We start from the raw sequence: 20,017 nt of genomic DNA, 5'->3' as shown, positions 1-20,017 counted from the left end.
CATCCTCCTGAGCGGCCTCACCGCCACCCTCGCCCCGCAGCCGTAGCGGCCCCTCGCGCAGGAGCGCCACGGGCAGGGACGAAACGGCACAGCACCCCATTCCTCACAGCCGGCACGGAAAACAGGAAGCGAAGCATCACCTCCGCACCGACGGAGAATCTGCATCGACGGGGGGCCAGCATCGGAGACCATCGTGATCGTCCTCGGAGTCATCCTCCTCGTCATCGGGTTCCTCACCAGTCTTTCCTTCCTCTGGACGATCGGCATCGTCCTGCTCGTCGTCGGCCTGATCCTGTGGGTCATGGGCGCGGTCGGCCACGAGGTCGGCGGACGCCGCCACTACTACTGAGCCGTCCCCACCGGTTCCAGGCCTCCGGCACCACGTCCGCGAAACCGCACGGCCCCCTCGTCGGCGCCGTGGGCCCGATGGTTTCCAGCGCCCGGCCCCCCAGCGGGGTCGGGCGCCCCCTCACGCTCGGCGTCGATGCGGGCGCGCAGCAGGGTGGCCCGGGTCGCATGAGGGCGCGCAGAAACGGACACCCGGAGCGGTGGACCGTCAGCAGGTGCCGGTCATCGGCCGGCTGTGAGCCCAGGCGCAGCAGCCGTCCCATGGCCAGGCAGACCCCGACGGCCAGGCCGATGGTGGCGAAGTTGGCGCCGGCGAGGCGCAGCAGGCCACCGAGCCGCCCGTCGGTCGCCCGCGGTCACGCCCGCTCCGGCGTCCGGACAGGGCACGCGGTGCACAAGGCGAGGCGACCTGCGGGCACGGGCACCGAGGACAGGCTTCCGGGGCTGCCCCGCTTCTCCGCCTGCCTGTGGTTGCCACGCAGCACAAAGCCTCGAAAACCCTTCACGGACGACCCTCTCCCTCATCTCTGCTGCACGGTTCGCTCCTGCCCACGACCAGGCCGGCACACCGCGGCATCGAACTGTGGCGCGCGCAGGACCTGTCGAAACCTTGGAACCGTGATCGTCTGCCCGCCCCGCTCGTGAGCACTCCCCCCGCGCCGATCCGGGCGGCTCCGGCACCGTGCTTCGCCGGGGCCGCCGTCACCGTCCAGCGGGAGCGCGCTTCGCTGCGGCCCTGCCGTGCATCACCCGATGCGTACAGGGACCACGTGAGCGATGCCCCCGGTCGCGGCGATGGCGATCAGCCGTTCCCGGCGCCGGCAGTGCCTGCTCGCGGGCTGCGACGTCCTGACCGGGCTCGCTCGTGCCGGCGAAAGCAGTGGTGCGCGCGGGCTCGGTACCGCGGAGCACAGCCGCCGGGTCAGCGGCGGACCACATCCTCGGACTCACCCCGGCCGGCGGGCCCAACACCCCGGTGGTGCCGGGCAGTCGACCGCCACGGCAGCCGTCCCTGCGTGACCGCGAGGGCAGCCCCCGACAGCAGCACCAGCGCGCCCGCTCCCTGCAGCGCGCCGAAGGACTCGCCGAGCAGGATCGTCGCGCACAGCGTGTTGACGACCGGCACGGCGAACATCATCAAGGAGGCCGACGCGGGGCCGACGGCCGCCACACCCCGGTAGTAGAACAGGTTGGCGACAGCGGCGGGGCCCACGGCCAGATAGGCCGTGTTCAGCCACACCCCCGCCGGCAGTGTGCTCCAGTGCATGCCCGGGATGTCGGGCGCGGCGAGCAGGCCGAGCAGTACCGCGCCGGCACAGGTCGCGTAGGTGGTGGCGCGCAGGGGCTCGACAGCGGCCATCACCTTGGGACCGACGAGTGTGAAGGCCGCCCAGCACACCGCGCTGAGGAGGAAGAGCGTGTCCCCTGCGAGCTGGGTCGAGTTCCCGTGCGTGCTGCCTCCCGCGCCGAGGAAGAAGACCACCGCCCCGACCAGTCCCAGGGTGAGTCCGGCCAGCCGCGCCCTGGAGGCCGTCTCCCGCCTGGTGACCAGGAGGAAGGAGCTGGTGAGGACGGGGCTCATGACGGGAATGAGGATGCCCGCGTCGAGCGAGGGGGCGAGTGAGAGCCCCCAGAAGAAGAAGCCGTTGTAGGCGAAGACGCCCAGGACGCCTGCCGTCATCGCCCGCCGTCCGGCTCGCGGCGGTACCCTCGCGGACCGGTTGCCGAAGATCGCCACGGCCGCCAGCAGCGCCAGTGCGCCCCCGCCGAAGCGCAGAAAGGCGGCCACGGTGTGCGGGACGTGCTCCACCACCGACTTCGAGCTGGAGAACGCGCTTCCCCAGAGCACCATGGTGACCATCAGCAGCAGGTAGGGGCTGCCCGTCCTCTGTTTCGCTTCCATCGCCCCACCCTGGCCGCCCGGTCCCCCACAGGTCTTGAACGCTGGTGCGCGGGCCACAATGGGAGGCATGGGGATCGGGGACGGCTGGGCGCGGTACTGGCGCGACGGGAGCCGCCCGCTGGAGGCCATGCACGCGCACTTCCTGGACCACGTCTATCCGCCGCACAGCCACGACTCGTACTCGTTCGGCATCACCGACGCCGGTGCCCAGCGCTTCCGGTGTCGCGGCGCCGCCCACACCAGCGGCGCCGGGATGGTGATGGTGTTCAACCCGGACGAGGTGCACGACGGCCGGGCCGCGGCGGAACTCGGCTACCAGTACCGCATCGTGCACATCGGCCCGACGCTGCTGAGGGAGATCCTCACCGACGCGGCTGACGGCAGGATCACCGCGATGCCGCTGTTCCCGCAGCCGGTGCTGACCGATCCCGTGCTCGCCGGGGCCCTCGCCCGGCTGCACTCGGCCCTGTCCTGCCAGGCGGACCCGCTGGTGCGCGACGAGCGGCTGTCGGCGGCCGTCACCGCGATCGCGCACCTCGGCGCCGCCCACCCGCCCCGCACCCGCTCGCTCACGGGGGGCGCGCAGCGCAGAACCGCAGTGCACGCCCGCGAGTTGATCCGCGAGGCGTATCTGCGGCCGATCCCGGCCGAGGAACTGGCCGACTCGGTCGGCTGCAGCCGGTTCGCGCTCTACCGGGCCTTCCGCGCCGAGTTCGGCCTGGCCCCCAGCGAATACCAACGCCAGCTCCGGCTGCGCCACGCCCGTTCGCTGCTCACCGCCGGCGCCGCGCCCGCCGAGGCGGCCGCGGCGGCGGGCTTCGCCGACCAGGCCCACTTCGGCCGCTGGTTCCAGCGGATGTACGGCATCACCCCCGGCACCTTCGTCCGCGCGGCGATCTGAGCGGAGATTCGACGGCGGCCGCACCCGGAGGTCGTCACGGTCCGTAGACCTGGAGCCGGTCCTCCACGCCTCCGGCCGGCTGCGCTCCGGGCCGTTCGCCCGTGGTGAGGTGCGCGGCAGCGGCGGTGTGACCGTGTGGACGCGGCAGGCCCCCGGCGGCCCCCTCCGGTCGGCGCGCCGAGCGATCGGTGTCAGCGCACCGCGTGACGGCCGGTGCCTCGGCGCAGCCGCAGACCGGCGTAGGTGAGGTCGGCGATGAAGAGGGCGATCGCGATGATCAGCAGGTAGAGGAGTCCGTGGGCGACGGCGCCGATGATGCCGAGCACCATCGCCAGCAGGAGCAGGAACAGGAAGAGGACCATGGCGCGACTACCGTTCTCCTAGGGGGTCGGCGGACCGAGGCAGGGCGAGCACGTCGGTGAGCTCCGCCAGTTCCTCGGGCGTGGGGCGGACGGGCCCTTCGGTGCCGTCCTCGGCGAAGGCACGGATGCGGGGGGTGCGGATTCCCGTGAGGTCCGCGACGGCTTGAGCGGTCAGATGCCGTCGCCGCATGGCTCGACTCAGGATTCGGGCAAGATCGGTGTCGGTCACAGCGGCCCCTCAGCATCGGGATCCTCGTCCCCGGTCGTCTGCCCGGCTGCTGGACAAGTAAGCCGGTACCTGTGCTGAAGGAACAGGGAGGCGGCTGCGGACCCGGCCGGCCCCGCGCCGACCGCGTGGACCGTGTCGACGGAGGAGCCGGCACCGGGGAAGCCCTCGCACCGGCGAGGTGGGGGCGCCCCGCGCGGGGTCGGCTGCATGCGCGGACCACCGGTGCCACCGCCGCCCTTGCCGGGTGCCGGCCGTCATCCCGTCCCGGCGAGGCTCTCGCGTGCGGCGGCCACCGCCTCGGCGGTGAGGCCGAGCTCGGCGTAGAGCCGCTGGTGGTCGGCGGAGGCGCCGAAATGGTCCAGGCTGACGATCCGGCCCCGCGGGCCGACCCCCTGGCGCCGGCCGAGGGCCACGCCGGCCTCCACGCTCACCCGCGCGGTGAGGGCGGGCGGGAGGAACTCCTCGCGGTCGGCCAGCACCTGGGCCGCCAGGGCCAGGTGCACCTCCGATCCGGTTGCCATCAGCAGCACCTGGGGCTGCTCGCCGTCGGCCGCGTCGCGCAGCACGCAGCCGCCGAGCGCGGCGCCCTCCGCGCGGGCGCAGCCGTCCGGGCCGCGGTCGAGGACGGGCACCTTCTGCGCTTCTCCTGCGAGACCGCCCCCGACCAGGACTTCGACGGGTTGTTGCTGCCCGCGAGGTCGGCGGAGCCGCCCCGCAGTTCGGGCAGGACAGGTACCAGGGCGGTCAGCACCTTGCCGGAGGCGGCGCGGGTGGCCAGCCCCCCGGGGTCGGCGGGAAAGGCGGGGATCCGGGTGTGCCAGCCGTCGGGCAGCCGGGGCTCCCGCAGTCGGTCCAGCAGTGCGGCCCGCCGGCGTGGGTACCGGCGCCGCGAAGGCCGGTCGGGTCAAGCTCATCGTGCTGCTCGCCCTGCTCCTGTTCGATGCCGGCTTCGCGGTGAAGAACCTCTGGTGGGTGGCCGTCGTCCTGCTGGTGCTTTGGCTGGTCGGCTTCGTTGCCCGTGGCACCCACTCCTCCGGGCGCCGCGACCGCTGCACCGCTGGAGGGCCGGCCCGGTACCGGACCTGGGCGGGGTGCACGCGGCGACGCGGCGACGCGGCACCCCGCCCGCGCGCGCCCGCCGGTCGGCCACCGGAGCCCCCAGCAGGCAGGGAGCGGGTTCCGTGGCGTGTTCGGGGCGGAACGGGGAACACGGGCGGTGGGCTACGGCGGGCGTGGCCCGTGGGAGAACGGAATCCGGGCATGAAGGTGCCGCCGAGGTTGCGGGTGATGACGACCACGGCGTCGGGGGAGGTCCGACGCCGGCTGTTCGTGCCGGAGGGGGCCGCCCCGTCGTCGGCGCCGGCGGCACCTCCGGCCGGGGAGCCGGCGTCGGTGGCACGGCGGGACGCGGGCGGGGTGCTCGCGTCGGTGCCCTGGTTCTCGGCGGGCCTGCGGTTGGCGCTGGGTGCGCTGGTCGGCTGGTTCCTGTTCGAGCAACTGCTACGGCTGGAAGCACTGCTGACGCTGCTGGTGCTGTCGGCGTTCATCGCGGTCAGCCTGGAGCCGGTGGTGGCCGCGCTGTGCCGCCGGCGGCTGCGGCGCGGGTGGGCGGTGGCCACCGTCCTGAGCGTGTTCCTGTTGTTCGCCGCGGGGTTCCTGGTGCTGGTCGTACCGCCGGTGAGCCGGGAGGCCGGCGTCCTGATGCGCAGCGTTCCGGGCTGGTTGCAGCAGTTGCACGACCATCACTCCGCGCTGGGCCGGATCGAGGACCGCTACCACCTGGTGGCGCGGGCGAAGCAGGCCCTGGGCGGCGACGGCGGGCCGGGCGTGCTGGGTGGCGTCCTCGGCGCGGGCCGGCTGCTGCTCGACACGGTGACGTCGCTGGTCGTCGTGGTCACCATGACGCTGTACTTCATGGCGGGGCTGCCTGCCATCAAGGAGTTCTGCTACCGCTTCGTCGCCGGCCGCCGTCGGGACCGGGCCCGTGAGCTGACGGAGGAGATCCTGTCGCGGACCGGTCGGTACATGCTGGGCAACGTGGTGACCTCGGCGATCGCCGGGATCGCCACCGCCGTGTGGTGCGCGGCGGTCGGAGTGCCGTACGCGGCCGCGCTGGGGGTGTTCGTGGCGCTGATGGACCTGGTGCCGATCGTCGGCTCGACCGTCGGCGGAGTGGTCGTCAGCCTGGTCGCGCTGGCGGTCTCCTGGCCGGTCGCGCTCGCCACGGCCGGCTTCTACGTCGGCTTCCGGCTGCTGGAGGACTATCTGATCATGCCGCGGACGATGCAGTTCGCGGTCGACGTGCACCCCTTCGTCACCGTGGTGGCCGTCCTGGCCGGCGGCGCGCTGATGGGCATCGTCGGCGCGCTGGTCGCCGTCCCCGCCGCGGTCGCCCTCGGCCTGGTCCTCGACGAGTTCGTGTTCCCCCGACTGGACGGCCGGTAGTCGCGGGGAACGACAGCACGGGCATCTGTCCTGCCAAGCGGACATCGGCGCGCCGGGCCCGTCGAGGGGCTGCCCACTTGGACGGGGGCAGGCGAGGCGGGTTGGCGGGCGGTGGGGCCGGGCGCCGGAAGATCCGGTGTATTCGCCGTTCCCCGTGAGGCATTCGACCAGGAACAGCCCCAGACTGTATCCGTCGGCAGGTGCCACTCCTTGGCCGCGGCCTCTTCGAGGGCCGGCAGCGGTGCCGGTGATCAGGCCGGTGCGGGGTCAGTACCCCGTCGTCGGCGGCACGCCCCTGGTCGAGAGGGAGGTCGTCCACCGGCCGTCCACGGGGCCTCCCCTTCATCAGGGACCACCTGCCGTAGTGCAGCCAGGAGTGCCGCGTCATGGTGTGGGCGTTGTCCGAGCCGGGCGGCATGAGCGTCCGCCGCCGCACGGTTCCGGATGCGATCGGGGTCATGGAAGCCGGTGTCAGGCGGGCGACGCATCCGTGCCGGGGAGCCGTTCGGTCCCGCCGCCGAAGGGAAGGAAAACAGTGCGGCCGGCGAGGAACCAGGCACCCTCGACCCTGCGGAAGATGTCCTCGTAGTGGCCGACGTTCGCCGGGAGCCCGGGCTGGGTCATCCCGCCCGAGTAGCCGTCGACCCGGTATGTCGTCAGATACGAGACAGCCCGCGCTGCCGCCTCGGACTCCACCGTGACCAGGATGTTCGTCATCAGACGGCGCGACAGCCTGTCCGCCGGACGGGAGGCGAAGTAGGCGCGCAGGGCCTCGCGCCCCTCAATGCGCCGGTCCCCGAAGGGCCAGTGCCAGACACCATCGGGCGTGAACAGCTCAGCCACCGAACCCGGGTCGCCGAGGTCAAGGCGGTGGACGAAGTCCACGACGATGCGCTCGCAGGCGCGTTCCGCGAGCATCCGCTCGACCGGGGGAATGATCTCGTCGTCCATGCCCCCTTCTATCAGCCCGAACAGGTTCCGGGGCAAGAGCTTTTCCGCATCAGCAGTGCCCGGGAAGGCCGGCGGCGCCGGGGACGGGTGACGGTCGTCCGATGAAGCCCCCGTTCCGGGGACCGCACCGGGAGCGGCTCACCAGCGGGTCCCCGCGGGCGCGGGGAGCAGACGGTGTCATGAACGCCTGGCACTCGGTCGAGGGACCCGCCACCTGGTCCCAGCGCCCGCGGGGTGCCGTGTTTGGGGGGGTGTCCGACCCTTCGCTCCCGGCTACGGCCCGACCCCACCGGAACTCCCTGACCTCCCGGATGCGGCCGTCGGCGGTGCACCGGCGGACTCGGCAGGAGCGGCCGGTGTCGCCCCTGCGACGGGGGAACCGGTCGCAGGGGCGGAACCGCGAGGGACTACGGTCGCCAGACCACGGCCAGGTGGGACGCGTACATGGCGCCGCCGTGGAGCAGTTGGACCCCGGCGACGAGACCGGCGTCGTTGACGAACAGGGCGGCCGCGTACTGCTCGCCCCCGGCGAGCGGCAGCACGGTGGCCGTGCCGTCGGGGCTCCAGCGCACCGCCTGCTGGTACTCGCGGGCGGGAATACCGCTCCAGGTGTATCCGACGACGGTGGCGGCGGCGTTGATGCCGCTGGGGACGGTGCCCGCTGTGCCGGCGGGCGCCGCGAGCGTCCTGCGCGCACCGTCGGGGCGCCAGAGGGCCGCGTCCTGCCGGGCGGTGTCCGGGTCGGCGGGCGGCACGGTGCCCGCGATGTGGCCCGAGGCGTTGAGGGCCGTGGCACTGGTGCCCGCGCCCAGATCCCGGCGGCTGTGGCCGGCGCCCCAGACCAGGGCGTGCCCGGCGCCGGAGTCGGGATCCGTCGTCCCGCCACCGATCACGGTGCCCGCGTCGTTGATGCCGGTGGCGGACGTGTAGCGGTAGGCCGACGGTGCACCGAGGGCGGTGACGGCCCCGCCGGGGCTCCAGAGCACCGCGTGCCGGGGGTCGAGGGGGCCGGCCCCCGCGGAGTAACCGACCACCGTGCCAGAGCTGTTGACCGCGGTGGCGACGGTGCGGACATCGCCGGCGAGCGCGGCGAGCGAGATCACCGTGCCGTCCGGGCGCCACGCCACGGCGTGCTCCTGTCCCGCGTCGTTCCAGGAGTACCCGACCGCGGTTCCGCCGCGGTTGACCGCGGTGGGCCGGCTGTAGAGGTCGCCGGGCAGCGCCGCCAGGGCGGCGGGGGCGGCGCCGGGGGCCCAGCGCACGGCGTGTCCGCCGCCCGGCAGGCCGGACTGCCAGGAGAACCCGACCACGGTGCCCGCGTCGTTGAGCGCGACGGTCCTGCCGTAGTGGTCGCCGGGGAGCGGGTCGAGGACGGCGACGGTGTGGTCGTTGTCCCAGCGCACCGCACGGGGACCGTCACCGGGGCTGCCGGAGGACACGCTCCCGATGACGACGCCGAACCTGTTGACCCCGGTGGGGTCGCCGTAGGGGGCGCCGGGCGGGGTGGGCAGCACGACGGCCACCGAAGGGGCCGTGCCAGGGCCGGCGGCTGCCGCGCTGGGTACGGCCGGCGCCGCGAGGGCGACGGCGGCCGTGGCGGTGGCCACCGCGACGGCGGCCCGTAACGCGCCGGTGGTGCGGAAGATCGCTCGGGTGGCTGCGGGTGTGCTCATGACGTTCGGTTCCTGTCTCGTCGACTGTGCAGATCGGCTGGACGGTGACTGGACGGGCCGGCTGGCGCCGGCCCTCATGAACTGCGCACGGTGCGAGGGCCGTTGACGCGACGTACGGCGGCACCGGCCGGCCCTGACCGACGCCCGGTGCGGCCTCCAGTCTCCGCCACTTCGGGGCGCACCCGCAGGCCGTTCGGAAAGCTGCTGCCCCCGGGACGCAGGGGGCGCAACCTCCTCCCGGAGGCCCCCCGCGCACAGAACCGGGCCGATCCGGGAGCAGCAGCAGACGGCCCCCGCCCTACCTGGAGGCGGGCAGGAGCGGGAGAGCCGGCCGAGGATGGCCGTCCGACCGGCCGGGTCGGGGTCGTGGGCGGGCTTGCGGGACACCGGCCGGGGTGCCCTCCGCGATGGGTGCCGGTTCGGCCGGCGGTGCACGACGCAGCCGCGGTCAGCGCGTTTGCCGGACCGGCGTCGGGCCCGTAAGTCGGACCCGCTCTCCCTTCGGGGCCGGTACCTTGCTGATCATGGGCCTGCGGGAAGCGCTGCCCCGCCTCAAGGGACCGGCCGGACCGGCCAAGGGAGTTCCACGCATGCATACGTACCGGTCGATAGCCCTGCTTGGCGTCCTGGCCGTACTGGCGGTCGGATGCACCACGGCCGATTCCGCCGCCGAACCGGCCGGCGGGACCGTCACCTCGGCGGGCGACGGGAGTGCCGCACTGACGCCGGAGCTGCCCGCCAAGAACGAACTGACGGCCCCGCAGGCCGTCGGTGACGCTCGGAAGATCATCCGAGCGGGCTACGCGCAGCAGATGGGCGTGCAGTTGGCCTCGCTCTTCGCCGAGCGCTCGCCGGCCGCCGTCGCGGCCGGGTTCGACATCAACAAGCCGTTCTACTTCGCCGGGGTCAACCTTCCGCGGCCCTACCCGCAGGACCTGGCGGGGCAGGCAGATCTGGCTCTGCGGGCGGCAGCGCTGGCCAACACGTCCAACACCACGCTCACCCTCGCCTCCACCCCCGCCCAGGGCTTCGCGACGAAGGACACAGCGGTGGTGTTGCACTGCACGGTGGCGACGTTGCGCGGATCGGCCTCCTCGCACGACATCCCGGTGTGCGCCTGGGCTGACAGCTGGACGATCGGCGTCGTAGCGGCCTTCAGCACGAAGATCGAAACGGGGCAGGGAGCGGCCGACCTGCAAGGGGCGGCTGATCTCACCATCGCCACGCGCACCGCTGCAACGCAGTCGAGCCCCTGACCCGACCGCCTTCGTCCGGGGAGCCGGCCCGCCCCGGCCCGCTCCACGGGCGGCGGAGGAGGGAGACGACCGTGCCGGGGATGGTCGCCTGCCCGGCGGGGACCGGATCGTAGGCGGGGTGTCGGGGGATCAGCCAGGTGCGGCCGCCCACGATCCGCAGATGCTTGACGGTGGCCCCGCCGTCGCGGGGGGCCGCGACGACGTCCCCGCACCGGGCGGTGTCCTGGCGGCGGATCGTCACCCCGTCACCGGATGAGGATCAGCCCACCGTGCAGCACCGGCAGGTGACACCAGCCACCAGCAGACGGAGATCAGCCGGAGCCGTCCTGCTCGGCCTCCCAGCGGTCGGCAAGTTCCTTTCAACGGCCCCACCCGTCAAGGAGTCACGCTCCGGTCGGCGAGCAGGACGGCCGGCAGCGGGGCCTCCAGCACCACGGCGCGCGGGAGCGCCAGACCGAATTGCCGCTCCAGCACCGCCAGGGTCGTCCGGTGCACCTCCCGGTGCGTTCGTTTCTCGTCCGGCAGGCCTTCCATGCTCAGCAACCCCCTGACCTTGTCCACGAGTTCGGGATCTCCCGCGACCTGGCCGTTGCCCCAGGAGTCGTCCAGGTGCAGATTGAACGAGCAGACCGTCCGGCCGTCCCGGTGGTAGTGGAAGGTCGGCGGCACCGGCTTGCCGTTCTCCTCCTCGTACTCCAGCAGGAAGACGTCGGCCCCGCCCTCGGAGATCGCCGGATCGTTCCGGAATTCCCCGAACCAGCCCCCGTACGCCACCGCGAAGGTCCACCCGCCGCTCACCCCCAGGCGTAGCCCGATCCCGTCCCAGGCGTCCCCGTACTCCGAGTCCAACGCTTCGACCAGTCCGTCCCCGGTGAGCTCCCCGACCGGCTCCACGGTCCGCTCCGACCACTGGGCCGAGGCCGCGATCCGCGCCGCCAGCACCTCGACCCCGAGCCCTCGGGCCAGGACGACGTTGTAGCCGCCGAAGGCAATGCTCCGTGGCTCCGCGAGCCAGGCGATTCCGTCCGTCATGCAGGTGATCCTGCCGCACCACACCGACACACCCGCCCCGGGCCGCCGGACTGCTCCGATCCGGCTGCCCGCCCGGGTCGGGTACCCGGAACCGCGGCCGCGGCCGCCGCCGTCGGCCGCGGGCGGGCCGGTGGCGGTACCGGCAGGGCAGGGGGCAGCCCGGACTCTCCGAAACCTGTGTACCCACCCCCGGCCCGCCGGGTCAGTGCCCGAAGTGGAGTCGCCGGCGCGTACGCGGCAGAGCGGTGCTACCGACCTCGTCGGTCGGCCTCGGTGCCGCCGGTTGTCCAGGTGCTCGGTCGCCCTGGCCGGCCTTCCCCGCGACCGCGAGCCGAGCGGAGCGGATGAGCCGGCGACGTCGGCCGGCCCGGGCGGCACCGACCTTGATCATGACGAGGGCGAGGCCGGCCACCAGTGTCAGAGCCACACCGGAGAGGAAGATCGCGAGGCCGGTCATGGTGGCGATCTGGTGTCCGAGGATCGTCACGTCGTAGCTGGGACCACCGGTGTTGTCCGCGATCAACAAGCCGACGAAGGCTCCGGTCGCCCCGAGCAGCAGAAGGCCGAGCAGCAACAGCATGGCGTACACCCTTTCGTCGAACGCCCCCCGGCTGTCGGGCATGCGTCTACCCGCCGAAGTGGCCCCGAAGCCTCCGCCCGTCCCCAGCACCTCGCAGGGCGCTCCGAGGCCGGGCCGGGCCCGCCACGACGGGCCCCGCTGAGAACGCCGGGCCGCACGACCGCTTTCGGTGAGGTCCGGCTCGTGGCGGGCGATCCAGCCGTCGGGACTCAAGGCCCACGCCTTGCAGGTCGTCGTTCAACCGGCCGAAGGCGTGGTGCAGTTCCCGGGTGCGGACGGCGGCGAGGTACCGGGCGGCCGGCGCCCCGCTGTGGGGGTGGGAGGCCTCCCCGTTCGTGACGGACACCAGGCGAAGCCGGACACCGGCCGCCGCCGGGACTGCGATCGTGCCACCGAGGCAGAGGACCTCGTCGTCGGGATGGGCCGCCACGATCAACGCCCTGGGCCGGGCGGGCCACTTCGGTGAGCACAGGCCGAGCCGGCCGGCGGCGCGCACCCGCATCGTCCGAAGTGCGGCGGCGGCGTCGACACCTCCGAGGTCGGCGTCGACGGCTGCGGTAGCGCTGTCCAGCCGTGCGTCGACGGCGGCCGGGCGCGCGTCGGCGGCGCCGAGGTGCGCCAGGGCGTGCGGGTCCAGGTCCCAGGTCCGGGAGGCAGTCGGCGGTGTGCGGGCGACGGCGCGCGCCGCCGGGCCGGCGGGCGGCACCCCGATGTCCGCCGTGGGGGAGGCCGGGGTGCTCCAGGCAGGCTCGCGGGCCGCCCACCGGCGTGGCGCGGGCGTCGTCGAAGGTCGGTCGCCACCCGATGCGCACATCTCCCGACAGCTACCTCGCCGGTCTCCTCCTGCGCGCCTCGATGATCTGGATCAAGGACCTCACCAGGACCACCCGATGATCACGACCCGACATGCCCCTGGGTGACGCGCTGAGGTGCCGGACGCCGACGGCGGGCAGGAGTCGAGTCAACGGTCGGCCAGCCGTGGACGCGGGGCCTCACCCGTGGATTCAGCGTCGGTGTCGTCGGTGCCGACCGGGCCGCGGGGAAGCATCCGGTCAAGCCACTCGGGCAGCCACCAGTTGGCCCGGCCGAGGAGTGTCATGGTCGCCGGTACCAGCACCATGCGGACGACCGTGGCGTCGATGAAGATCGCGGTGGCCAGGCCGAGCCCGAACATCTTGGTGGAGGGGTCCTCGGCGACGGCGAAGGACAGGAAGACCGCCACCATGATGAGGGCGGCCGAGGTGATGATCCGGGCGGTGCGCGAGACGCCCTCGACGATCGCCGTGCCGTTGTCGCCGGTGCGCAGGTACTCCTCGCGTACGCGGGAGAGGAGGAACACCTCGTAGTCCATCGACAGGCCGAACAGGATGGCGAAGAGGAACATCGGGATGAACGACACGATCGGAACCGTCGCTTCCAGCCCGATGAGTGCGCCTCCCCAGCCCCACTGGAAGACCGCGACCATGACGCCGTAGGCCGCGCCGATGCTCAGCAGGTTCAGCAGGACCGCCTTGAGCGGTACGAGTACCGAACGGAAGACCAGCATCAGCAGCAGGAAGGACATCGCCAGCACGGCGGCGACGAGCACCGGCAGGCGTTCGCTGGTGCGGCGGCCCACATCGGACAGGCTCGCGGCGGCGCCGCCGACGTGCGCCCTGGCCGGGCCGTGCCCGATCGCCGTGGGCAGCACGTCGGTGCGCAGCCGGGCGATGGTGTCGGCCGTGGCCTTGTCCTGGGGACCGGTGGTCGGGAACACCACGAGGGTGGCGATGCCGGTGGCCCGGTCGATGTGCGTCGGCGCGACGGATGCGATGCCCGGATCCGCCGCGACCGCCCCGACGATTCGGTCCAGCGCTCCCGGATCACCGGTGGCGTCCGCGGCGATGACGAGGGGACCGTTGGTGCCCGGGCCGAACCCCTCGGCGACGAGGTCGTAGGCCCGGCGCTCGGTACGGCTGCGGGGCAGTGAGCCGTCGTCGGGCAGGCCGACGCGCAGGCCGAGCACGGGCAGCGTCGCGGTCAGCAGCAGACCCGCCGCACCTACCGCGTACGGCACCGGGTGGCGACTGACGTGCCCGATCCAGCGGCGCCACCCGGCGGCGTGGGCGGCGCCTGCCGCCGGGTGGCGCCGCCGTGCGAGTCGGCCCGGCCTCCCGGTCCGCAGTGCCCGGCCGATCCGGCCGATGCGGCCGGCCCGGGCCAGGCGTGGGCCGGCGGCGCCGAGGAAGGCCGGCAGCAGCGTCACCGACGCGACCACCATGATCAGAACGACGATCGAGACGGCGAGCCCGCCCACCGTCATGAACGGGACGTTCGCGACTGCCAGGCCGAGGATCGACACGACGACGGTGCCGCCGGCGAAGACCACGGGCCTGCCCGCCGTGGCCACCGCCCGCCCCGCCGCCTCGCGCGGATCGAGCCCGCGCGCGAGGTACTCCCGGTGCCTGGCGAGCACGAACAGCGCGTAGTCGATGCCCACTCCGAGCCCGACCATGCTGCCCAGGACCGGTGCGAAGGTCGGGACGTCCGTCACCCCCGCCAGTACCGTCATCGTGGCGACCCCGACGGTCAGCCCGAAGACCGCCATGCCGATCGGCAGCGCGGCGGCGACGAGCGAACCGAACGCCAGGAACAGGATCGCGGCCGCGGCGAGGAGGCCGATCAACTCGCTCGCGCCGCCGTCGGCGTCGGAGAAGGCGTAGAAGAGGCTCCCGCCCATCTCGATGCGCAGGGGCAGTTCGGCACGCAGCCGGGCGCCGAGGTCGACGAGGGCGTCGAGGTCCTCGGCCGACAGCCGGCTCTGGTCGGGGTACTGCACCCGGACGACCGCGATCCGCCCGTCGGCCGAGACGAGGCCGCCGCGCACGGCGGTGTCCCCGCCTGCGTCGAGTGCCCCCGCCGGGTCGCTCGTGCCGAGCACGTGCGGCAGCCGCTGCACCTCGGTCTGCAGCCGCACGAGAGCGGTGCGCGCACCGTCGTGGCCGAAGAACGTGGCGGCGCCGTCTAGGGGGGTGACGACCACTTGGGCGGTCATCCCCTCCTGGCCGGTGCCGGCCCGCTCGATCAGTTCCGCGGCCCGTTGGGAGTCCAGTCCCGGAGCCGTCATCGAATCCGCATTCCGCCCGCCGAGGGCGACGGCTGCGAGGACGGCGAGCGTGGCGACGACCAGCCATGCCGCGATCACCCGCCAGGGATGGCGCGCGGCGCCTGCGCCCAGGCGCAACAGGGCTTTCGAGAGCATCGGGTCCTCCAACCACTTCGTCGGCCGTCCTTGTACGGCCGCCGATGTCGAGGCTCGTCGCCCCGGCGCTCCGCGGCATCGGCCCGCGGGTCGCGGATCCCCCGGCCCCGGGGCGGAGTGACGACCCGTCCTTTCGGCCGATGCGCGGCACGCCGCGGTCCCTAGGCTGGGAACCATGCTCCGAGACGACCTGCGAACCCTGTGGACCGAACCCCGGCCGCCCGACCCGCCCGCCCGGGTGCGGCGGGATTGGGCGCTGCTCGCCGCGGGCCTTGCCGGTGTGGCGCTGGAGGCCACTCTGCGCGAGAACCTCGTGTGGCGTCCGGTGGCGGTGGTGTTCGCCGTGTGGCTGTGCCTGCTGCCCCTGCGGCGCCGGACCCGCCCGCTGGCGACGGCCACGCTGGCGTTCGGCTCGGTGATCCTGCTTCAGGTGGCCTCGCTCGTCGCCGCACCGCGCGAGCCCGTCGGCCTGTACACCGGCGCGGTCGTGCTCGTGCTGGTGTACGCGCTGCCCCGGTGGGGATCGGGACGGGAGATCGTGCTGGGCGGCGCGATGATCGTCGCCGCGTGCGCACTGTGTGCCTTCACGGACGGGACCCCGGTCCTCGAACAGGTCGTGGGCTTCGTCTTCGGGCTGCTGCCCGGCGTGCTCGGGGCTGCGGTGCGGTTCCGGGTGACCGCTCGCGACCGGGAGTTGGAGCAGGTGCGCTCGCGCGAGCGCGAGCAGCTCGCCCGGGAACTGCACGACACGGTGGCCCACCACGTGTCGGCCATGGTGATCATCGCCCAGGCGGGCCGGGTGCTCGCGGGCACCGACCCGTCCGCCGCGGTCGAGGCGCTGGAGGGGATCGAGGAGGAAGGGGCGCGCACCCTGGAGGAGATGCGCGCCATGGTCGCCGCGCTGCGCCACCGCGGGCTCGGCGCCGAGCTGGCGCCCCCTGCCGGCGTCGCGGATCTGGAGCGCCTGGTGCGCACCCCCGGCGGTCGCATCAGGGTCGATCTGGGGCTCGACGGCGAGCTGGACACGCTGCCCCCGGCCGTGGACGCCGCCGTCTACCGCATCGTGCAGGAGTCGGTGACCAACACGCTGCGGCACGCGGTCGACGCAACCGAGGTCGTCGTCCGGGTCGCCGCTGAACGGCACACGGTACGGGTGAGCGTGCGGGACAACGGCCGGCGCACCGGCCGGGGTCGCGACGGATACGGACTTACCGGACTGCGCGAGCGCGCGACCCTGATCGGCGGCACACTACGAGCGGGCCCGGGCACCGACCGGGGCTGGCATGTCGAGGCCGAGCTGCCGAGAGCGAGGAGCGAGAGCGGTGTCCATACGCGTCCTCGTGGCTGACGACCAGACGATCATCCGCACCGGGCTGCGGATCATGCTGAACGCCCAGCCCGGCATCGAGGTGGCCGGCGAGGCCTCCGACGGACAGGAAGCGGTCCGTATGGCCCGCGAACTGCGCCCCGACGTCTGCCTGTTCGACATCCGCATGCCCGTACTCGACGGACTCGAGGCCACCCGGCTGGTCGCCGGCCCGGGCGTCGCCGACCCGCTGGCCGTGGTCGTCATCACCACGTTCGACCTCGACGAGTACGTCTACGGCTCGCTGCGCGCCGGCGCCCGCGGATTCCTCCTCAAGGACACGGGACCAGACCTTCTGGCCCAGGCGGTACGGTCCGCGGCCGACGGGGAGGCACTCATCGCGCCCAGCGTCACCGTCCGTCTGCTCCAGGCATTCGCGGACCTGCCCGCCGGCCGGCCCGCGGCCCAGCCGGTCTCACCCGTCACGGCCCGCGAGGAGCAGGTGCTCCTCGCCGTGGCTCGCGGGCTGACCAACACCGAGATCGCCGATGAACTGCACATCAGCCTCAGCACGGTGAAGACGCATCTGGCCAGCCTGATGGCCAAACTCGGCGCCCGCAACCGGGTCGAGATCGCGATGTGGGCCTACGAAACGCGCCGCATCCTTCCCGGAACCTGAGCCGGGTACCGGGCCATGTCCCAGGAGTCCCCGCCCGGACATCAGTGCACCGGGCGGGGACTCCGGGCAGCGGTCGGCACTCCGGGCAGCGGGCTGATCATGCCGCACCGCCGGCGCAAGGGCGAGGAACTGCCCGACTGGAAGCAGGCCCACAGCAAGGCCCGCAAACGGGACCTGGAAGATCCTGCGCGACTGCCACCTGAAAGACGACGGTGTGCGCCACGCGATGCCCGGCGTTGCCCGCCTGCACGACCTCGCTCTCCCGGGATGACTCCCGCCGCGTGCGGGACCTGAGAGGTCCACGGGAGAGCGGCCTCGGGGAGCATCGGGGCAGCCGATGTTCCCCAAGGCCGGAGAGGGCTCCCCCACCTCGCAGTCCCGGTGGAGAATCAGGCGAGGCAGAACTCGTTGCCCTCGATGTCCTGCATCGTGATGCACGACTCGTTGACGCCATCGGCGCGCTGCGTCAGCACGTGCTTCGCGCCGAGCGCCATCAGCCGTGCGCATTCGGCCTCGAGTGTGGCGAGTCGCTCCTCACCCACGAGCCCGGCGCCGGCCCGCACATCGATGTGCAACCGGTTCTTGACAACCTTGCCTTCGGGAACTCTCTGGAAGAGCAAGCGCGGGCCCGCACCCGAGGGATCGGTGCACGCGAAGTAGACCTCTTCCTCGGGTGGCAGCGAGCGGTGGTACTCCTCCCACGTGGCAAAGCCCTCCGGGGCCGTCGGCACGACGTACCCCAACACCTCGCACCAGAAGGCAGCGAGGCGCGCAGGCTCCGCGCAGTCGAAGGTCACTTGGATCTGCTTGATCGTTGACATCGGCGCACGATAACAGGGCCCTGCTCATCTCCGCAGGTCGGGGGGCCCGCACGTGGTCGGGAGGAGGCGTCTGCCACCCCTGTTGTGCCGTTCGGTCGTAGAGGTGAGCGGAGGCCAGTACCCCCGAAGGGAACCTGGGATGCGATACCGGCCAGCCCCTCTCGTCCTGCCAGACATCAGTTACGGGACAGCCCTCGACGCACGGTACGCGCCGCGGTCAACTCTCGTAGAACCACGGTGTGCCCTCAGCTCGGTGACCAGACACGCGCCACCGAGGACTGCACAGCGACGCCCCCTCGGGCCGCCGGCTGCGACGTCCGTTTTCGACCAGGGCCAGCACTTCGCGGCAGGCAAGCTCTGGAACGCGGCTCTAGCCGACGCGCACGCCGCCGCGACCTCGGCGCCGGCATCCTCTCCGATTTCTCCTACCGGTCGATCTGGCTCGATCTGGCTGACCCAGCCTGGCCCCGCCGTCGAACCGCTCAACCAAGCCCTCATCCACACCCGGCACCCCACCGCGAGAGCCCGTCCAGACGCAGGCCCGGGCCGGCGGCAGCGGGGAACGCACTCGGATGACGGCGTGTCAGAGTGCGCCCGTATCGTACGAGGCGGGGCGTTGACCGGCACCGAAGGGGCGCTGCAGGTATGCCGAACAAGATGGTCCAGTGGGGCGAGGAGTTCTTCTGGAGGCGGGGCGTGGAGCTGCGCTCCGGCCTGGTGCCGGACAACGACATGGGAACGTCCGTCGTTCAAAGAGGCTTCGAGCCCTGCCTGTTGGCCGTCATCCGGCTGTCGATGAGCAGCTCGACCGACAGCCGTACCACCTCGGGCTGGTTCCGCGAGACGCTCGCCCGGACCGGTCACCTCCCCCGAGCGGTTGAGCTGGCGTCCGCGATCAGCGACGGGCTCCAGCAGGGCGAAGAGCTGTATGCCCTGGTGAACGCTGCAGCCGACGCGGGAGACCTGCACAGCGCCCAGGCGCTGGCCGAGTCGATTCCGCTGCGGGGAGCGCAGGACCGGGCGATGGTGGACCTCGTGGCGGCATGGGCCCGTGCCGGTGACCGGGACAGGGCCGCCGCTCTGGCTGAGCAGATCCGCTATCCGCACAACTGGGGGGCGGCCTGGGCCGGGCTGGCGAAGGCGGTGCTGGCCCGTGGCGACACCGTAGGGGCGCGTGGGTTCGCGGCCCGCGCCGACGACGAGGTCCGTTCCTATGTCTTCGACGGCACCGGAGAGGTCCTGGCCGTCCTGGTGGAAGTGGCCGCAGCCACCGGCGACCGGGCCTGGGCGGCTGCGCTCGCCGACCGCGTGGAGGACTTCGCGCGATCCCGTCACCGGAACACCGGGTCCCGGCCCCCGGCCCTGGCCGCGGTACTGGCCTGGGAGGCCCAGAACGGAGACCTCGACCGGATCGATGCTCTGCTGCGCCCGTCACCGAGGCCTCCCGCCGCGGACGGGCCCGCACTGTGCGGGTGGGTGCCGGGGGCATCCGCGGCCCTGGACGGACCCCGGACCGGGACCTCGCCGGAGGAGCCGGACGACCTGGGCGGGACGGGAGGGGAGGAGGCGGAGCAGGCCCGCGTGCCCGCCGCCGGACCTTTCCTCAGGGCCCGGGACATGGCTCGACTGTTGGACGCACTCGCCGGAACAACCGACCACGACGTGGCCCTCGCCCTGGCCGACCGCGCGGAGCGCCTGCTGGACACCGGCCTCGCCTCTGACCGCGCCCTTCTGGTGACGTCCGTGTCACGCCTGCTGGCCCGGCTGGGTCAGGTCGAGCGAGCCATGGCTGTCGTCGGCCCGGTCGACCCCCGTCACCGCGCGGCGCAGCAGGCGATGATCGTCGAGCAACTGGCCCGCCACGGCTGCACGGACCGGGCCGAGGCTCTCGCCCGTGCGATAGCCGACGACGAGACTCGGGCCAGGGCGCTGATCACCCTGGTGCGGGAGCTTGCCCGGCGCGGCGATCCGGACCGGGCCGAGGGACTCGTCCACGTGATCACGGACGAGTGGGCACGGGGCGAGGCGCGGGTGGCGGTCGTCCGGGAGCTGGCTCGGCGTGGCGACCGGGAGCGTGCCGAGGCACTCACCCGCTCGGTCGTGCACCGTGCGACACGAGCCCGAGCCCTTGCCGGACTTGCGGAGCTGTCGGAGCCGTCCCGTGCCCGCAGGCTCGCCGCTCAGGTGGTACTCCTGGACGGCTGGACCGCTGCCCTGCCCGTCCTGGAGCGGATCGCGCCCCGCGCAGTGGCCGTGGTCGCCGATCAGCTGACGCTCTGATCCGGATCGC

Annotated in this window: 18 protein-coding genes and 2 pseudogenes; 8 read left to right on the top strand and 12 right to left on the bottom strand. The window is 73.2% G+C overall.

The window, feature by feature from the left end; all coding sequences use genetic code 11:
• Positions 1-193 precede the first annotated feature (193 nt).
• Positions 194-349, top strand: coding sequence for a DUF6131 family protein (locus IE329_RS35610; protein WP_190215182.1), 156 nt, complete (start codon positions 194-196; stop codon positions 347-349).
• Between the two features lie 921 nt (positions 350-1,270).
• Here the strand turns inward: IE329_RS35610 and IE329_RS35605 are convergent.
• Positions 1,271-2,251, bottom strand: coding sequence for a DMT family transporter (locus IE329_RS35605; protein WP_190215181.1), 981 nt, complete (start codon positions 2,249-2,251; stop codon positions 1,271-1,273).
• A gap of 67 nt (positions 2,252-2,318) precedes the next feature.
• Here IE329_RS35605 and IE329_RS35600 point away from each other — a divergent pair, with 67 nt between their 5' ends.
• Positions 2,319-3,152, top strand: a complete 834-nt coding sequence (locus IE329_RS35600) for an AraC family transcriptional regulator (RefSeq protein WP_229928026.1) — start codon at positions 2,319-2,321, stop codon at positions 3,150-3,152.
• 191 nt (positions 3,153-3,343) lie between these two features.
• Here IE329_RS35600 and IE329_RS35595 read toward each other — a convergent pair whose 3' ends face one another.
• The 3 genes and pseudogenes from IE329_RS35595 to IE329_RS42230 all read right to left on the bottom strand — a co-directional run.
• The gene (locus IE329_RS35595; protein WP_190215180.1) at positions 3,344-3,514 is read right to left on the bottom strand and encodes a hypothetical protein; all 171 of its coding nucleotides are present in this window, start codon (positions 3,512-3,514) and stop codon (positions 3,344-3,346) included.
• Between the two features lie 7 nt (positions 3,515-3,521).
• A complete protein-coding gene (locus IE329_RS35590) occupies positions 3,522-3,743 on the bottom strand; it encodes an XRE family transcriptional regulator (protein WP_229928025.1) in 222 nt (73 codons plus the stop codon).
• Between the two features lie 254 nt (positions 3,744-3,997).
• A pseudogene (locus tag IE329_RS42230) lies at positions 3,998-4,611 on the bottom strand (transketolase-like TK C-terminal-containing protein); the annotation flags it as partial.
• Between the two features lie 524 nt (positions 4,612-5,135).
• On the opposite strand from IE329_RS42230, the gene IE329_RS35580 reads away from it, so the two are divergent.
• Positions 5,136-6,188, top strand: coding sequence for an AI-2E family transporter (locus tag IE329_RS35580; RefSeq protein WP_229928024.1), 1,053 nt, complete (start codon positions 5,136-5,138; stop codon positions 6,186-6,188).
• 471 nt (positions 6,189-6,659) lie between these two features.
• Here the strand turns inward: IE329_RS35580 and IE329_RS35575 are convergent, their stop codons facing one another.
• Both IE329_RS35575 and IE329_RS35570 read right to left on the bottom strand, forming a co-directional pair.
• Positions 6,660-7,139: a nuclear transport factor 2 family protein gene (locus IE329_RS35575; RefSeq protein WP_190215177.1), complete on the bottom strand. Its 480-nt coding sequence runs from the start codon at positions 7,137-7,139 to the stop codon at positions 6,660-6,662.
• A gap of 407 nt (positions 7,140-7,546) precedes the next feature.
• On the bottom strand, positions 7,547-8,812 hold the full coding sequence (locus IE329_RS35570; RefSeq protein WP_190215176.1) for a hypothetical protein: 1,266 nt from the start codon (positions 8,810-8,812) through the stop codon (positions 7,547-7,549).
• Between the two features lie 524 nt (positions 8,813-9,336).
• Here IE329_RS35570 and IE329_RS35565 point away from each other — a divergent pair.
• Positions 9,337-10,068, top strand: a complete 732-nt coding sequence (locus IE329_RS35565) for a hypothetical protein (RefSeq protein WP_190215175.1) — start codon at positions 9,337-9,339, stop codon at positions 10,066-10,068.
• Here the strand turns inward: IE329_RS35565 and IE329_RS35560 are convergent.
• The 5 genes from IE329_RS35560 to IE329_RS35540 form a co-directional block, all read right to left on the bottom strand.
• Positions 10,025-10,309, bottom strand: a complete 285-nt coding sequence (locus IE329_RS35560; RefSeq protein WP_190215174.1) for a LexA family protein — start codon at positions 10,307-10,309, stop codon at positions 10,025-10,027. The two genes, IE329_RS35565 and IE329_RS35560, sit on opposite strands and share 44 nt — an antisense overlap.
• Positions 10,310-10,443: 134 nt before the next feature.
• Complete coding sequence (locus IE329_RS35555; protein WP_190215173.1) at positions 10,444-11,100, bottom strand: DUF6461 domain-containing protein; 657 nt, start codon at positions 11,098-11,100, stop codon at positions 10,444-10,446.
• Between the two features lie 202 nt (positions 11,101-11,302).
• Positions 11,303-11,680, bottom strand: a complete 378-nt coding sequence (locus tag IE329_RS35550; protein ID WP_190215172.1) for a hypothetical protein — start codon at positions 11,678-11,680, stop codon at positions 11,303-11,305.
• Positions 11,681-11,726: 46 nt separating this feature from the next.
• Entirely contained in the window at positions 11,727-12,182 is a 456-nt protein-coding gene (locus IE329_RS35545; RefSeq protein WP_190215187.1) for a PIG-L family deacetylase, read from the bottom strand.
• Positions 12,183-12,641: 459 nt separating this feature from the next.
• Positions 12,642-14,921 carry an MMPL family transporter gene (locus tag IE329_RS35540; RefSeq protein WP_190215171.1) on the bottom strand — a complete coding sequence of 760 codons (2,280 nt, stop codon included), beginning with the start codon at positions 14,919-14,921 and terminating at the stop codon, positions 12,642-12,644.
• 175 nt (positions 14,922-15,096) lie between these two features.
• On the opposite strand from IE329_RS35540, the gene IE329_RS35535 reads away from it, so the two are divergent.
• From IE329_RS35535 to IE329_RS41165, 3 genes and pseudogenes are all read left to right on the top strand, one after another.
• The gene (locus tag IE329_RS35535) at positions 15,097-16,269 is read left to right on the top strand and encodes a sensor histidine kinase (RefSeq protein ID WP_190215170.1); all 1,173 of its coding nucleotides are present in this window, start codon (positions 15,097-15,099) and stop codon (positions 16,267-16,269) included.
• The gene (locus tag IE329_RS35530) at positions 16,244-16,906 is read left to right on the top strand and encodes a response regulator (protein WP_190215169.1); all 663 of its coding nucleotides are present in this window, start codon (positions 16,244-16,246) and stop codon (positions 16,904-16,906) included. The genes IE329_RS35535 and IE329_RS35530 overlap by 26 nt, the downstream gene beginning before the upstream one ends.
• A gap of 75 nt (positions 16,907-16,981) precedes the next feature.
• Positions 16,982-17,177, top strand: a pseudogene (locus tag IE329_RS41165) (IS5/IS1182 family transposase); the annotation flags it as partial.
• Positions 17,178-17,295: 118 nt separating this feature from the next.
• On the opposite strand, the gene IE329_RS35525 reads toward IE329_RS41165, so the two are convergent.
• Positions 17,296-17,727 carry a VOC family protein gene (locus IE329_RS35525; RefSeq protein WP_190215168.1) on the bottom strand — a complete coding sequence of 144 codons (432 nt, stop codon included), beginning with the start codon at positions 17,725-17,727 and terminating at the stop codon, positions 17,296-17,298.
• A 645-nt stretch (positions 17,728-18,372) separates the two neighbouring features.
• On the opposite strand from IE329_RS35525, the gene IE329_RS41930 reads away from it, so the two are divergent.
• Positions 18,373-20,007 carry a hypothetical protein gene (locus IE329_RS41930; RefSeq protein WP_190215167.1) on the top strand — a complete coding sequence of 545 codons (1,635 nt, stop codon included), beginning with the start codon at positions 18,373-18,375 and terminating at the stop codon, positions 20,005-20,007.
• Positions 20,008-20,017: the final 10 nt, after the last annotated feature.

The organism is Kitasatospora indigofera, assembly GCF_014655955.1.
In the GTDB taxonomy this organism is placed as follows: Bacteria; Actinomycetota; Actinomycetes; order Streptomycetales; family Streptomycetaceae; genus Kitasatospora; species Kitasatospora indigofera.
This window is presented reverse-complemented; position numbering and strand designations above follow the sequence as displayed.